This window comes from Massilia rubra (assembly GCF_011682065.1).
GTDB classification, from domain to species: domain Bacteria; phylum Pseudomonadota; class Gammaproteobacteria; order Burkholderiales; family Burkholderiaceae_D; genus Telluria_A; species Telluria_A rubra.
In genome coordinates, this window is sequence record NZ_VUYU01000009.1 from 88110 (window position 1) to 102976 (window position 14867).

At 60.3% G+C, this 14867-nt stretch carries 17 protein-coding genes and 1 tRNA gene; all 18 read right to left on the minus strand.

Going from position 1 to position 14867, the window contains the following annotated elements; genetic code table 11:
- Positions 1 to 9: 9 nt before the first annotated feature.
- The gene (gene nuoK, locus F0185_RS15895) at positions 10 to 318 is read right to left on the minus strand and encodes an NADH-quinone oxidoreductase subunit NuoK (RefSeq protein ID WP_126075091.1); all 309 of its coding nucleotides are present in this window, start codon (positions 316 to 318) and stop codon (positions 10 to 12) included.
- Positions 315 to 1016 carry an NADH-quinone oxidoreductase subunit J gene (locus tag F0185_RS15900; protein ID WP_167225979.1) on the minus strand — a complete coding sequence of 234 codons (702 nt, stop codon included), beginning with the start codon at positions 1014 to 1016 and terminating at the stop codon, positions 315 to 317. Before F0185_RS15900 ends, nuoK begins: the two co-directional genes overlap by 4 nt.
- A gap of 39 nt (positions 1017 to 1055) precedes the next feature.
- Complete coding sequence (nuoI, locus tag F0185_RS15905; RefSeq protein ID WP_099876575.1) at positions 1056 to 1544, minus strand: NADH-quinone oxidoreductase subunit NuoI; 489 nt, start codon at positions 1542 to 1544, stop codon at positions 1056 to 1058.
- A 10-nt stretch (positions 1545 to 1554) separates the two neighbouring features.
- On the minus strand, positions 1555 to 2646 hold the full coding sequence (gene nuoH / locus F0185_RS15910; protein WP_167225981.1) for an NADH-quinone oxidoreductase subunit NuoH: 1092 nt from the start codon (positions 2644 to 2646) through the stop codon (positions 1555 to 1557).
- Positions 2646 to 4985, minus strand: coding sequence for an NADH-quinone oxidoreductase subunit NuoG (gene nuoG, locus F0185_RS15915; protein ID WP_167225983.1), 2340 nt, complete (start codon positions 4983 to 4985; stop codon positions 2646 to 2648). The genes nuoH and nuoG overlap by 1 nt, the downstream gene beginning before the upstream one ends.
- A 15-nt stretch (positions 4986 to 5000) precedes the next feature.
- Positions 5001 to 6296 (minus strand): NADH-quinone oxidoreductase subunit NuoF, encoded by a 1296-nt coding sequence (nuoF, locus tag F0185_RS15920; RefSeq protein WP_167225985.1) that lies wholly within the window; start codon positions 6294 to 6296, stop codon positions 5001 to 5003.
- Positions 6293 to 6772, minus strand: coding sequence for an NADH-quinone oxidoreductase subunit NuoE (gene nuoE, locus F0185_RS15925; RefSeq protein ID WP_166886563.1), 480 nt, complete (start codon positions 6770 to 6772; stop codon positions 6293 to 6295). The genes nuoF and nuoE overlap by 4 nt, the downstream gene beginning before the upstream one ends.
- A gap of 25 nt (positions 6773 to 6797) precedes the next feature.
- On the minus strand, positions 6798 to 8051 hold the full coding sequence (locus F0185_RS15930; protein ID WP_166886560.1) for an NADH-quinone oxidoreductase subunit D: 1254 nt from the start codon (positions 8049 to 8051) through the stop codon (positions 6798 to 6800).
- On the minus strand, positions 8051 to 8644 hold the full coding sequence (locus tag F0185_RS15935) for an NADH-quinone oxidoreductase subunit C (RefSeq protein WP_167225987.1): 594 nt from the start codon (positions 8642 to 8644) through the stop codon (positions 8051 to 8053). The genes F0185_RS15930 and F0185_RS15935 overlap by 1 nt, the downstream gene beginning before the upstream one ends.
- A 15-nt stretch (positions 8645 to 8659) precedes the next feature.
- The gene (locus tag F0185_RS15940; protein ID WP_054263649.1) at positions 8660 to 9136 is read right to left on the minus strand and encodes a NuoB/complex I 20 kDa subunit family protein; all 477 of its coding nucleotides are present in this window, start codon (positions 9134 to 9136) and stop codon (positions 8660 to 8662) included.
- A gap of 3 nt (positions 9137 to 9139) precedes the next feature.
- Positions 9140 to 9499, minus strand: a complete 360-nt coding sequence (locus F0185_RS15945) for an NADH-quinone oxidoreductase subunit A (RefSeq protein ID WP_099876556.1) — start codon at positions 9497 to 9499, stop codon at positions 9140 to 9142.
- Between the two features lie 172 nt (positions 9500 to 9671).
- Positions 9672 to 9758 (minus strand) — tRNA-Leu (locus F0185_RS15950).
- Positions 9759 to 9924: 166 nt separating this feature from the next.
- Complete coding sequence (gene secG, locus F0185_RS15955) at positions 9925 to 10395, minus strand: preprotein translocase subunit SecG (protein WP_167225989.1); 471 nt, start codon at positions 10393 to 10395, stop codon at positions 9925 to 9927.
- Positions 10396 to 10431: 36 nt separating this feature from the next.
- Entirely contained in the window at positions 10432 to 11187 is a 756-nt protein-coding gene (tpiA, locus tag F0185_RS15960; protein WP_167225991.1) for a triose-phosphate isomerase, read from the minus strand.
- An 83-nt stretch (positions 11188 to 11270) separates the two neighbouring features.
- Positions 11271 to 12251, minus strand: a complete 981-nt coding sequence (locus F0185_RS15965; RefSeq protein WP_167225993.1) for an NAD(P)H-quinone oxidoreductase — start codon at positions 12249 to 12251, stop codon at positions 11271 to 11273.
- A gap of 94 nt (positions 12252 to 12345) precedes the next feature.
- Positions 12346 to 13131, minus strand: a complete 786-nt coding sequence (locus F0185_RS15970; protein WP_167225995.1) for an HIRAN domain-containing protein — start codon at positions 13129 to 13131, stop codon at positions 12346 to 12348.
- On the minus strand, positions 13128 to 14114 hold the full coding sequence (locus F0185_RS15975; RefSeq protein WP_167225997.1) for a HipA domain-containing protein: 987 nt from the start codon (positions 14112 to 14114) through the stop codon (positions 13128 to 13130). The genes F0185_RS15970 and F0185_RS15975 overlap by 4 nt, the downstream gene beginning before the upstream one ends.
- A 117-nt stretch (positions 14115 to 14231) precedes the next feature.
- Entirely contained in the window at positions 14232 to 14846 is a 615-nt protein-coding gene (locus tag F0185_RS15980; protein ID WP_167225999.1) for a tetratricopeptide repeat protein, read from the minus strand.
- Positions 14847 to 14867: the final 21 nt, after the last annotated feature.

Here is a 14867-nt window from a genome sequence, read left to right on the forward strand (position 1 = left end):
CGGACCGGATTAACCTTTGAGGGTATCGAGGTCTTCCACGTTGATCGTGTCCAGATTACGGAACATGACCACCAAAATCGCGAGGCCAATTGCCGATTCGGCAGCGGCGACGGTCAGGATGAAGAAGACAAAGATCTGCCCCGCCGCGTCGCCCAGGTAATGCGAAAACGCGATGAAGTTCAAATTCACGGCCAGCAGCATCAATTCAATCGCCATCAGCAGGACGATGACGTTCTTGCGGTTCAGGAAAATCCCGACGATCGAGATCGCAAACAGCAGTGCGCCCAGGATCAGGTAGTGTGCGAGCGATAAAGTCATTTTGTCTCCTTGGGGACGGCGACCGGTGGCGTGACGTCCGCCGAACCGGCCTGGGCTTCGGCGGCGGCCAGCGCGGCCGCTTTGGCAGCCGCATCGATGGCGGGCTGGTCGACCGTTGCCATCTTCACGATGCGCAGGCGGTCGTTACGCTTGACGCGCACGGCGTCGCCCGGATGGAAGGCCTTGGTATCCTTGCGGCGACGCAGGGTCAGCGCGACGGCGGCGACAATGGCCACCAGCAGGATGGCGGCGGCGATCTCGAAACCAAGGATGTACTTGGTGTAGATCAGCAGGCCCAATTCCTTGGTGCCGCCGATGTTCGCGCCGACGGCCTCGGCCTCCTGCTCGAACTTCATGAAGCCGCGCCACAGCACGGCCGCCATTTCCAGCACGATCACCACGCCGATACCGGTGGCCAGCGGCAGGTAGGACCAGAAGCCCTCCCGCATGCGGTCCATATTGATATCGAGCATCATGACCACGAACAGGAACAGCACCATCACCGCGCCCACATACACGAGCACCAGCACGATCGCCAGGAACTCGGCCTTGAGCAGCAGCCAGATGCCGGCCGCGTTGAAGAACGCCAGCACCAGGAACAGTGCCGCGTGGACCGGATTGCGGGCAGTGATTACACGGGTCGCGGCGGCAAGCATAATCGCCGAGAACACGTAGAACATGACAGTTTTAAATTCCATAACTAACCCAGAGGACTTGCAGTTAAATGTGCTAAAAGATTAGCGGTAAGGGGCATCGGCCGCGCGCGCGGCGGCAATGTCGCCCTCGTAGCGATCGCCAACAGCCAGCAACATCTCTTTCGTATAGTACAGATCGCCGCGTTTTTCGCCGTGGTATTCCAGCACATGCGTCTCGACGATCGAGTCGACCGGGCAGGATTCTTCGCAAAAGCCGCAAAAAATGCACTTGGTCAAATCGATGTCGTAACGCGTGGTGCGGCGCGAACCGTCGTCGCGCTGTTCCGATTCGATGGTGATCGCCATGGCCGGGCACACCGCTTCGCACAGCTTGCAGGCGATGCAGCGCTCTTCCCCGTTGGGGTAGCGGCGCAGCGCATGCAGGCCGCGGAAACGCGGCGACATCGGGGTTTTTTCTTCCGGATACTGCACGGTGATCTTGCGCGAGAACGCATAGCGTCCGGTCAGCGCCAATCCCTTGATCAGTTCGGTCAGCAGCATGCTGCTGAAAAAGTCTTTCACTCGTTCCATTATCTCTTCCTTACTTCCAAATATTCCAGGATGTCTGCATCCAGCCAGCGACCAGGACCAGCCACACCAGGCAGATTGGAATGAAAATCTTCCAGCCGAGGCGCATGATCTGGTCATAGCGATAGCGCGGGAAGGTGCCGCGAACCCAGATGAACAGCGAGACAATCACAAAGGCCTTGGCGAACAGCCAGAAGAAGCCGAGGAAACCGCCCAGTACGCCGCCAACTTCGAGGAAGGCGAACGGTGCGTGCCAGCCGCCCAGGAACATGATCGAGGCCAGGGTGCCGATCAGGATCATGTTGGCGTATTCGGCCAGCATGAACATGGCGTACGACATGCCCGAGTACTCGACCATGTGGCCGGCCACGATTTCCGATTCGCCTTCGACGACGTCGAACGGGGAACGGTTGCATTCGGCCAGGCCCGAGGTCAGGTACACCACGAACAGCGGCAACAGCGGCCACACGTTCCACGACAGCATGGAGACGCCGTGCGCCACGCCCCAACCCATGTTCTGGCCGGCGACGATGTCGGAGAAATTCAGGCTGCCCGAGACCATCAAAACCACCACCAGCACGAAGCCGATCGGAATTTCGTACGAAATCATCTGGGCCGAGGCGCGCATCGCGCCCATGAACGAGTATTTCGAGTTCGACGCCCAGCCGGCGATGATGATGCCGTACACCTCGATCGAGGTGATCGCCATCAGCAGCAGCAGGCCGGCGTTGATGTCGGCCAGGGCCACGCCCGGACCGAAGGGCACCACCACCCAGGCGGCCAGCGCCGGCATGATGGTCATGATCGGACCGAGGATAAACAGGCCGCTCGACGCCTTGGTCGGCACCACGATCTCTTTGAACAAGAGTTTGAGCGCATCGGCGATCGGCTGCAGCAAGCCCATCGGGCCCACGCGGTTGGGGCCGACGCGGATCTGGATCCAGCCGATCAGCTTGCGTTCCCACAAAGTCGCGTAGGCAACCAAGCCCATCAGCGGCAGCAGGACGCACATGATCTTGACCATGGTCCAGATCAGCGGCCACACGTAGCCGATGTTGGTGGCACCCCAGGCGTTGACGCCATCAATCATTTCAGGCAGAGCCATCAGACCCCCTCCCCTGCTTTTTCAACTGTGATCGCACCGAACATCGCGCCCAAGGTGGCGGTCAGCGGATGCGCCGAGGCGACACGCACGGTGTTGGCCGGCAGGCGGGCATCGACGCCGGCCACCAGGATGGCCGAGCCCGAACCTTGCGACACTTTTACCTTGGCGCCGGCCTGCACGCCCAGCTTGGCGGCCAGGTCGGCCGGCAAGATCACCAGTGGCGCGTTGGCGTCGGCGGTGCGCAGCAGCGGCTCGGAACGGCGCGCGATGGCGTCGGCAAAGTAGATCGGCACATCGGTGACGCGTTCCAGCGCGGTGCCGGTGCCGTAGGCGGCGCTTTTCAAGGCGGCCTTGCCGGTGTTGTTCAGCTTGGCCGACAGGTCGGTCACGTCTTTGCCGAACAGCTCGTCGCGAATCGCTTCGGAGGTGTCGTACTCGAAACCGGACAGGCCCAGCAGGTTGCCTAGCACGCGCAGCACTTTCCATGCCGGGCGGGTGTCGCCGAGCGGCTTGACGGTGCCGTTGAAACTTTGCGCGCGGCCTTCGCAGTTCACGAACGTGCCCGAGGTTTCGCTGAATGGCGACACCGGCAGCAGCACGTCGGCGTACTCGAAACCATGCTGGAAGGCCGACATGACGACGACCATTTCGGCGCTGTCGAGCGCGGCGCGCGCTTGCTGCGGGTTGGCGCAATCGAGTTCCGGCTCGGCGTTGAGCAGCACGTAAGCTTTTTTCGGTACCGAAAACACTGGCGCCGCGTTCTTGGCGAACGCGCCGACCAGGTAACCGCCGACCGTGTTGGCGGCCTCGGTCAGGTAACCGAACTTGGCGCCGGTCTGTTCGGCGATCCACTGCGCAGCCGCGTGCAGCGCGGACGCTTGCGGATGGTGGGCGGCGGCGTTGCCGAGCAAGACCACGCCCGGCAGGTTTTCGTCGCCGGTGTTCAGGCTGGCGGCAATCGCCTTGGCGGCATCGCTTGCTTCGATGTTCTCGAAACCGGCCGGCGCGGCCACGCCCTTGGCGGCGGCGACCGCGGCCACGATGCTCGACAAGGCGGCGAGCCAGTCGGACGGCGCGGCGATGATCTTGTTGGCGGTCGGGATCAACAGTTCGTCATCCGATGCGTGCACCAGCGACAGCTTGGCGCCGCCCTTGACGGCAGCGCGCAGGCGCGTGGCGACCAGCGGATGATCCTTGCGGATGAACGAACCGATGACCAGTGCGCGCTTAACAAGCGACAGCTCGGCGATCGGCATGCCCAGCCATGGCGTGACCTGGCCGTCCAGCGCGAAGTCGCTCTGGCGCAGGCGGAAGTCGACGTGCTCGGAACCGATGCCGCGGATCGCCTTTTGCAGCAAATGCAGCTCTTCGACGGTCGAATGGGCGGTGGCGACGGCGGCGATGCTGTCCGCGCCATGCTCATGCTTGATGTTGCGCAAGCCGTGCGCCACGTATTCGAGCGCGGTCTGCCAGTCGGTCTCGGCCCACTGGCCGCCCTGCTTGATCATCGGCTTGGTCAGGCGCGACTGGTTGTCCAGCGCTTCGTACGAGAAACGGTCTTTGTCCGAAATCCAGCACTCATTGATGCTGTCGTTTTCCAGCGGCAGCACGCGCATGACTTTGCCGCCCTTGACCTGGACGATCAGGTTGGTGCCGAGCGAATCGTGCGGGCTGACCGATTTGCGGCGCGACAGTTCCCAGGTACGGGCGCTGTAGCGGAACGGCTTGGAGGTCAGTGCGCCGACCGGGCACAGGTCGATCATATTGCCCGACACTTCCGAATCGACGGTCTTGCCGACGAAGGAGGTGATTTCGGCATGTTCGCCACGGCCCAGCATGCCCAGTTCCATGACGCCGGCCACTTCCTGGCCGAAACGTACGCAACGGGTGCAGTGGATGCAACGGGTCATTTCCTGCATCGAGATCAGCGGGCCCGCATCTTTCGGCGGAACCACGCGTTTTTCTTCTTCGTAGCGCGAGTTCGACTTGCCGTAACCGACCGCCAAGTCTTGCAACTGGCATTCGCCGCCCTGGTCGCAGATCGGGCAGTCGAGCGGGTGGTTAATCAGCAAGAATTCCATCACGGATTTCTGTGCCTGTACCGCCTTTTCGCTGTTCGAACGCACGATCATGCCCGCCGAGACCGGCGTGGCGCAAGCCGGCAAAGGCTTGGGCGCCTTCTCGACTTCGACCAGGCACATGCGGCAGTTGGCTGCGATCGACAATTTCTTGTGATAGCAGAAGTGCGGAATGTAGGTGCCCAGCTTGTTGGCCGCGTCCATCACCATGCTACCCGGTGGGACTTCTACCTTCTTACCGTCAATTTCAATTTCAACCATGAGATTTCTCTGGCCTTAGATATAAGCGGGCACCAGACAGTGCTTGTGCTCGATGTGATATTCAAATTCTTCGCGGAAGTTCTTCACGAAAGCGCGTACCGGCATCGCCGCCGCATCACCGAGGGCGCAAATGGTGCGGCCCTGGATGTTGTCGGCGATCGAGTTGAGCATGTCCAGGTCGTCGGGACGGCCCTGGCCGTGCTCGATGCGGTGGACCATGCGGTACATCCAGCCCGTGCCTTCGCGGCACGGCGTGCACTGGCCGCAAGACTCTTCATAATAGAAATACGACAGGCGCAGCAGCGACTTGACCATGCAGCGCGTCTCGTCCATGACGATCACGGCGCCCGAACCGAGCATGGAGCCGGCCTTGGCGATCGAATCGTAGTCGAGATCGGTGTTCATCATGAGCTCGCCACGGATCACCGGGGCGGACGAACCGCCGGGAATGACCGCCTTGATCTTTTTGCCGCCGCGCATGCCGCCAGCCAGTTCCAGCAGCTTGGCGAACGGCGTGCCGAGCGGCACTTCGTAGTTGCCCGGCAAGTTGACGTCGCCCGAGATCGAGAAAATCTTGCTGCCGCCATTGTTCGGCTTGCCGATGGCGGCGTACTTCTCGCCACCCATGTTCAGCAGGAAGGGCACGGCGGCAAACGTTTCGGTATTGTTGATCGTGGTCGGCTTGCCGTACAGGCCGAACGAGGCCGGGAACGGCGGCTTGAAGCGCGGCTGTCCCTTCTTGCCTTCGAGCGACTCGAGCAGCGCGGTTTCTTCGCCGCAGATGTAGGCGCCGTAACCGTGCGCGGCGTGCAGCTGGAAGCAAAATTCGCTGCCCATGATCTTGTCGCCCAGGAAGCCGGCGGCGCGCGCCTCGTCCAGTGCGTCTTCAAAGCGCGCGTATTCGGCCCAGATTTCGCCGTGGATGTAGTTGTAGCCGACCGTGATGCCCATCGCGTAGGCGCCGATGGCCATGCCTTCGATCAGCGCGTGCGGATTGTAGCGGATGATGTCGCGGTCCTTGAACGTGCCCGGCTCGCCTTCGTCGGTATTGCAGACGAGGTATTTCTGGCCCGGGAACTGGCGCGGCATGAAGCTCCACTTCAAGCCCGTCGGAAAACCGGCGCCGCCACGGCCGCGCAGGGAACCGGCCTTGAGTTCGGCGATGATCGCTTCCGGCGTGATTTTTTCTTCCAGGATACGGCGCAGCGCGGAATAGCCGCCACGGTTCACGTAATCCTGCAAGTGCCAGTTCTGGCCGTCGAGGCCGGCCAGGATGACCGGGTCGATGTGACGTGAATGGAGCGATGTCATTTCTTGAGTTCCTCGACCAGTGCATCGATTTTGCTGTCCGACATCAGGCTGCACATGCGCTTGTTATTGACCAGCATCACCGGCGCATCGGCGCAGGCGCCCATGCACTCGCCTTCGACCAGCGTGAACTGGCCGTCGGCCGAGGTGGCGCGGTAGCCGATGCCGAGTTTTTCTTGCAGATAGTGACCGGCGTGCTCGCCGCCCGACAGGGCGCACGGCAGGTTGGTGCACACGGAAATCTTGTACTTGCCGACCGGCTTGACGTTGTACATATTGTAGAAGGTCGCCACTTCCTGCACGGCGATGGCGGGCATGCCGAGGTAATCGGCGACATCCTGCATCACTTCCGGCGGGAGCCAGCCTTTTTCATCCTGCGCAATGGCGAGCGCCGCCATGACCGCGGACTCTTTATGGTCGGGCGGATACTTGGCGACTTCACGGTCGATTTTTTTGTAAGACTGCTCTGATAACAACATGGTTGTGCCTCAAATGGTCGACTGCTTAGCGGTCGATACTGCCGAATACGATGTCCTGGGTGCCGATGATGGTGACGGCGTCGGCGAGCATGTGGCCGCGCGCCATTTCATCCAGGCTTTGCAAGTGCGCATAGTCCGGGGCGCGGATCTTCAGTCGGTACGGCTTGTTGGCGCCGTCCGACACAATGTAGATGCCGAACTCGCCCTTCGGATGCTCGACCGCGGCATACGCCTCGCCCGGCGGCACGTGGAAGCCTTCGGTAAACAGCTTGAAGTGGTGAATCAGCGACTCCATGTTCGACTTCATCTCGGTGCGGCGCGGCGGCGCAACCTTGTGGTTGTCGGTCATGACCGGGCCCGGATTGGCGCGCAGCCAGCGCGACGCCTGCTGGATGATGCGGTTCGACTGGCGCATTTCTTCCACGCGCACCAGGTAGCGGTCGTAGCAATCGCCATTGGTGCCGACCGGCACGTCGAAATCCATCTTGTCGTACACGGCGTAGGGCTGCTTCTTGCGCAAGTCCCACTCCACGCCCGAGCCGCGCAGCATGGGGCCGGTAAAGCCCATGGCCTTGGCCGCTTCCGGGCTGACCACGCCGATGCCGACGGTACGCTGTTTCCAGATACGGTTGTCGGTCAGCAGGGTTTCGTACTCGTCCACATAGGTGACGAAACGCTTGGAAAAGTCGTCGAGGAAGTCGAGCAGCGAGCCCTGGCGGTGTTCGTTCAGTTCATCGATGGCCTTGGCGCTGCGGATGATCGATGCCTTGTGCTTGGGCATCGCGTCCGGCAGGTCGCGGTACACGCCGCCCGGGCGGTAGTAGGCCGCGTGCATGCGCGCGCCGGACACCGCTTCGTAGCAGTCGAACAAGTCTTCGCGGTCGCGGAAGGCGTACAGGAAGGGGCCCATGGCGCCGACGTCGAGCGCGTGCGTGCCGAGCCACATCAGGTGGTTCAGCAAGCGCGTGATTTCGTCGAACATGACGCGGATATATTGGGCGCGCACGGGCACCTCGATGCCCAGCAGCTTTTCGATCGCCAACACGTAACCGTGCTCATTGCTCATCATCGACACATAGTCGAGACGGTCCATGTACGGCACGGTTTGCAGGTAAGTGCGGGTTTCGGCCAGTTTTTCGGTGGCGCGGTGCAACAGGCCGATGTGCGGATCGGCACGCTGGATGACTTCGCCGTCGAGCTCGAGCACCAGGCGCAGCACGCCGTGCGCGGCCGGGTGCTGCGGACCGAAGTTGAGGGTGTAGTTCTTAATTTCAGCCATTATTTCATCCCGTAGGTTTCTTCGCGGATCACGCGCGGAATGATTTCACGCGGCTCGATCGTCACGGCTTGGTAGATCACGCGCTTCTGTTCCGGGTCGTAACGCATTTCGACGTAACCGGAAATCGGGAAGTCCTTGCGGAACGGATGGCCGATGAAGCCGTAGTCGGTCAGGATGCGGCGCAGGTCGTTGTGACCTTCGAACAGGATGCCGAACAGGTCGAACGCTTCGCGCTCGTACCAGTTGGCGGCGCGCCACAGTTCGACCACGGAGGCGAGCACCGGGGTATCGTCGTCTTCGGCGAACACGCGCACGCGCACGCGCCAGTTGTGTTCGATCGACAGCAGGTGCGAGACGGCCGCGAAACGCGCGCCTTCCCAGGTACCTTCGCCGTAGGTGGAGTAATCCACGCCGCACAGGTCGAGCAATTGTTCGAAATGGAGGGCCGGATTGTCGCGCAGGGTCTGCATCGCGGCGTAATAGCCGGCGGCCTTGACCACTACGGTCACTTCGCCCAGCGCCACCGTAATAGCGGCGCCCTCACCCAGTGCGGTACGCAGGGCGAGTTCAAGGGCTTCGAGTTTTGTCGTCATGGTGGAAACCGCTTCTTAACGTGCGATGGTATTGGTGCGCTTGATCTTGTTCTGCAATTGCAGAATCCCGTACAGCAGCGCTTCGGCGGTCGGCGGACAGCCCGGCACGTAGACATCGACCGGCACGATGCGGTCGCAACCGCGCACCACCGAGTACGAATAGTGATAGTAGCCGCCGCCGTTGGCGCACGAGCCCATCGAGATGACCCAGCGCGGCTCCGGCATCTGGTCGTAGACCTTGCGCAGGGCCGGCGCCATCTTGTTGCACAGCGTGCCAGCGACGATCATCACGTCGGACTGGCGCGGCGAGGGACGGAACACGACGCCGAAGCGGTCCATGTCGTAGCGGGCCGCGCCCGTGTGCATCATTTCGACGGCGCAGCAAGCCAGGCCGAACGTCATCGGGAACATCGACCCGGTACGCGCCCAGTTGATCAGCTTGTCTGCTGTCGTGGTGATGAAACCTTCGTTTAATACGCCTTCAATTGACATGGCTTATTCCCAATCAAGGGCACCTTTCTTCCAGATATACCAAAAACCGACCACAAACTCGGCGATGAAGACCATCATCGTCACGAAGCCGGACCAGCCCAGTTCACGCATGGAAACGCCCCATGGGAAGAAGAATGCCGTTTCCAGATCAAACAAAATAAACAGGATTGCCACCAGGTAGTAGCGGACGTCGAACTTCATGCGCGCGTCTTCGAACGCTTCGAAGCCGCACTCGTAAGGCGACAGCTTGGCGGAATCGGGCTTATGGGGAGAGAGCAGATATCCCAGTACCTGCGGGACGACACCGACACCGATGCCAACCAGGATGAACAACAGGACGGGGAAGTAATTATCGAGGTTCACTTGATGGAGCCTATCTTGAACGATCGGTTAATGAAACACTGCATGTCGCAGCGCCCTACCGCACGAACCTGGCTTGAACCTTGCCACCAGGACCGTACGACTGATCCTCGCAAAAAAGCCAGCTTAGGCATAAACATGTTCGCTTATGCAACCTTGCTGGCTTTTATATTCTTGGTGCCGACGGCGAGACTCGAACTCGCACAGGCTTTCGCCCACTACCCCCTCAAGATAGCGTGTCTACCAATTTCACCACGTCGGCATTGAGTCCGCTATTCTAACATTGTTACATCACTGTATTCAATGCAAAATTGCGCGAAAACAAGGATAAAACAGAAAAACTTTACTTCTTTTTGATACCGGCCAATATACAGCCTTACTGCCTGCACTAATACTCTGTGCGCGGGCAGTATTCTAACAGAAAACGATTACTTTGGCAGCTGATTAGCAGGTGCTGGCGGAACAATTGCTGGCGCAGTCGCCGGAGCGGCCGCCGGCGTAGTGCCGCCGGTGGTGACCGACGCTGGCGGCGCGGCTGGCGTCGCCACCGGTGCGGCTGGTGCGACTGGCGCAGCGGTCGGGATCGCGGCCGAGCCGGTCACTGGAGCTGGCGCGGTCACTGCGGCGCGGTCCATCAGGCCGCCGCCGGTGGTGCCGGTGTGGGTCTTGGCAAAATACGCCAGGCCCAGGGTGGCGCCGAAAAACACCGCGGCGGCCACGCCGGTCGACTTCGACATGAAGTTCGACGAGCCGGTGGCGCCGAACAGGCTGCCGGAAGCGCCGGAACCGAAAGCCGCACCCATATCGGCGCCCTTGCCATGCTGCAGCAATACCAGGCCGATGATCGCCAGAGCGGAAAGAACCTGTACAACAACTACCAGATTGAACAACGTGTTCATTGCTTATTCCATTCCAAGTTTAACAACAATAATAGTTCAATTGGCCGCATGAAGAATGGCGAGGAAATCCGCCGCCTTCAATGCCGCCCCGCCGATGAGGCCACCGTCAATATCTGGCTGGGCCATCAATTCAAGGGCGTTATCGGGCTTCATGCTGCCGCCGTACAAAATCTGCACTGTCTCGGCCGCTACTGCATTCTTCGCCATCAGTTGCGCGCGCAACTGGGCGTGGACTTCCTGGGCCATGGCCGGCGTGGCGGTCTTGCCGGTGCCGATTGCCCAGACTGGCTCGTAGGCGACGACGATCTGCGCCACGCGCTCGCCCACCAGGTCGAGCACGGCGCCGAGCTGGCCCGACACCACGGCCACGGTCTGGCCGGCGTCGCGTTCGGCCAAGGTTTCGCCGACGCACACGATCGGGGTCATGCCGGCGTCGAGCACGGCGACGGCTTTTTTCGCCACCAGCTCGCTGCTTTCGGCATGGTAGGCGCGCCGCTCGGAGTGGCCGACGATCACGTAGGCGCAGGCGAAATCGGCCAGCATGGCAGCCGAGACTTCGCCGGTGAAGGCGCCGCCCGGCTGCGCCGAGACATCTTGCGCACCCCAGGCGAGCGCGCTGCCGGCCAGGCCATCCTGGCACTGGGCCAGATAGGGCGCCGGCGCGCACACGGCGCAAGCGGCGTTAGTAGTGTCAGCGGCATTGACGCCCGCGACGATGCCGGCCAACAGGCTTGCATTCGCGGCACGGTTGCCGTTCATCTTCCAATTTCCTACGACCAGTTTGCGACGCATAGTAGCCCAGATTTAATTAACCCGCTATTTTAACCCCCGATCCGATGTCGGTCAAACAAAGGCCGGGGTCAGTTGCCAGCCGATCACAGCACTTGCAACATGATCTTCCCGATATGGGTAGAACTCTCCATCAGGGCGTGCGCCTGGGCGGCCTGTTCGAGCGGAAAAGTCTGGAAAATCACGGGGCGGATCTTGCCTTGCTCGATCAGCGGCCAGACCTTGTCGCGCAGTTTGGCGGCGATGGCGCCCTTGAAGGCGACCGGACGCGGCCGCAGGGTCGAGCCGGAGATGGTCAGGCGACGCCGCAGCACCTGGCCGAGGTCGAGATTGGCCTTGGCGCCGCCCAGCAGCGCGATCAGGGCGATGCGGCCATCGTCGGCCAGGCAATCGATTTCGCGCGGAATATAGTCGCCGCCGACCATGTCGAGGACGACATCGACGCCCTTGTTGTCGGTGAGCGACTTGACGAGCGCCACGAAATCCTCGGTCTTGTAGTCGATGCCGCGTTCGGCGCCGAGCGACTCGGTGGCGCGGCACTTGTCGGCGCTGCCGGCGGTGGCGAACACGCGGTGGCCGAGCGCGGCGGCGAGCTGGATGGCGCTCACGCCGATGCCGGAGGTGCCGCCCTGCACCAGCAGGGTTTCGCCCCCGGACAGGTGGGCGCGGTCGAACACATTGCTCCAGACCGTGAAGAAGTTTTCGGGCAGGGACGCCGCTTCGAGCGGGGACAGGCCCTTCGGCACCGGCAGGCACTGCTGCAGCGGCGCGGCGCAGTATTCGGCGTAGCCGCCGCCCTGGACCAGGGCGCACACCATGTCGCCTTTGGCGAAGGTGCTGCCGGCCAGGTCGCCGTCGACGATTTCGCCGGCTACTTCGAGGCCGGGCAGGTCGGAGGCGCCGGGCGGGACTGGATAGTGACCGAGGCGTTGCAGCACGTCGGGACGGTTGATGCCGGCCGCGTGCACGCGGATCAGCACTTCGCCGGCTTTCAGCTCAGGAACGGGACGCTCGCACAGTTGCAATACATCGGCCGGACCGGGCTGTTTGATTTCGATGGCACGCATGGGATGGGGCTCGCTTGGGGGCAAAAGGCGATTGTACGGGATGTGGGGGATGCGTGTTTTTGCACGGCGCCGCCATCTACGCGATACCCAACACTTACGTAGCTAAAGCGGACAGCGTCGTCAATTCGTTTTTCAGCAAAGTGGGAAGTTCTGAAAAAGGCTTGAAATCATCCTCCTCACTTAACGCGGAAAAATCCATCGGCGCCTTTGCGGAAACAGTGCAACGGAGTCGCATATTCAAGGGGGCATCCGGGTTCACGCATGTCACTTTCACCGCAAGAGTGCTGCGCGCGCCCTGGAGCAGCTTGCCCAGATCCTTGACATAGTATTTCGGGCAAAATCCCGCGAGAAAAATCGGATTTTCCGTTCTTAAGGTCAAAGCATATGGATCATGCCGATTCTGGCTGTCTTGCATTAAAAATAGGTTGGCACCCTCCTCTAACTTGTCGATCAGCGCAATTGTTTCCCCCGGAAGAAACGAGAGACTTCTGGCAAAAAAATCCAAGCGATATTCACCATCTTTACTCATTTCTGGAGGGCGAAACAACTCAAGCGAATCGGTTCCGCGAATCCCGCCCGTTAACGCAAGAATCGACATGGGATCATTGCTTCCTTTTTCTAGCCCAAGCCATCGAAGATTGTCGGAGAATTCAGGCCGCGACTTGCTAATCAATCGATTAGAAAAAATTGGAAACAGCGCATCGGATTCGTAGACCACATCAAGGCGCCGTAAGCCACTAAAAGGAAGAAAATTGCTTGCTCGACAAGCACCTTGAGTATAGTTAAGACGATAGCCTCCCGAAACCGTTTGCTCGAGACATGCCACAGGAATCCATTCTCCCGAGCTAGGCTGCTGCCATGCAACATATAACTGTTTCATTTTTTCGCGAATTTAATGAGCCGATTTTGATTTGATATTAGCAACTGCGCAGTGAACTCCTCGGCCACCGATGTCATGTATCCATTGGGAATTTTCTCAATCAGCTCGTGGATATCTTTTGTTGATATGTTTTCCAACTGCCTCGTCCAAACGAGGCAAGCATTCGGATAGGATTTCCACATCAATTCAACCAACTCGAATGCAAGATAAGCCCTGGACTTTATGCCGCTCGCGACATTAGGATATAGCGCCGACCTTGCTCTTGCGAGAAAAGCTTCTAATGATGCCCCTTTATCCTTAGTCGTCAGCATCGTGGTTCTACGAGCATCTGTTTCCGTTCGTGCCAGACTGGAACCATGATCGTACGATGGAGCCAGATACAGCTCGCCTTTATCATGGACAACGCCCCAATTTTCATCATGTCGATCTTGATTGCAAATCCAGGCGTCAAAAAGAAGATAACCGACGAAGACATCAAGCGCCTTATCAATACCATCTATGTGGGCATAGGTTTGAGGGACGCGCAGTTGATCTTCATGTTTTTTCAGATATGCAAAAACTCGAGATACGGTATGGCTGCGCTGTCTATAAAATCGCAGTTTTTCCGCATCCTGAATCGCAGTAGTGCGACCGCCGACCAACTGATTACCGTGAATTAATTCAGCAGAACTTGGGACAAAAGATGGGGAAAGCACCCCGCAGCGCTCACCGTACCGTGCAAGCTCGTACGATGCATGCGGAAGTCCCATAAGCTGGGCAAGTTCAGAGGCAAGTTTTTCCGCCCAGTTCTCACCGGTTCCCGGCCGTCCTTCTTTAAACAGCGTAAGGCCTCTCAGTGGATCATTGTACCAAAACTTGGACTTGGAACCCATCTGCTCCTGAAATTCGGCGGCACCGGGTGGGACCTCATAAATAGTGAACATATGAGTGATGAATTCTTTGGCACGACTGATGGATGTTGCACAATAGCGCGGGGGCTGCATTGATCAGTCCCCCCGTCGTTTTACCAAGTTCAATTAGAGCAGAAGCGACGAGAAACAGGTACGTTTCGTCCCAACATCGGGCGATAAAGCAACGAGCGGCCGCAGGGATAGCAAGGTTTACCCCGCCCCGCCCCCACTGCGCGACTGCGTCGGCAAGGGCGTGCCCGGCTTCCACGCGCGCGACAAGGCTTGCGCCTCGTCGATCTGCTCCTGCGTCATGCGCCTGGCGATCGCCGCGCGCTGTTCGGTCGCGTTGGCGTTGCCGCTGGCCGCCGCCAGGTTCCACAACATATACGCCAGCACCTTATCCTGCGGCATGCCGGCCGCGTGATAGCGGTACATCAAGCCCAGCGCATGCTGCGCCTCGGCATGACCCTGCTCGGCGGCCTTGCGGAACCAGCCGATCGCCGCCTTGTGATCGAGCGGCACGGCGTTGCCTGTGTAATACATCGCCCCCACCACATACTGCGCGTCGGCCTTGCCCTGCTCGGCCGCCTTGCGGTGCCACAGCATGGCCTGCTTGTAGTCGCGCGCCACCCCGCGTCCCATGTAATACATGAGCCCGAGCAAATGCTGCGCGTCCACATGCCCCGCCCTCGCCAGCGGCGCGACTTCTTTCAGCGCACGCGTATAGTCGCGCGCATTGTAGGCGTTGGCGCCTTCGGTAAACCCGGCGACCGCGCTGCCGTGCAGGCCGGCCGCGATCAGGATCGCAAGGAAGACTTTTTTCATGGTGCGAGTCATGTGGCGCGC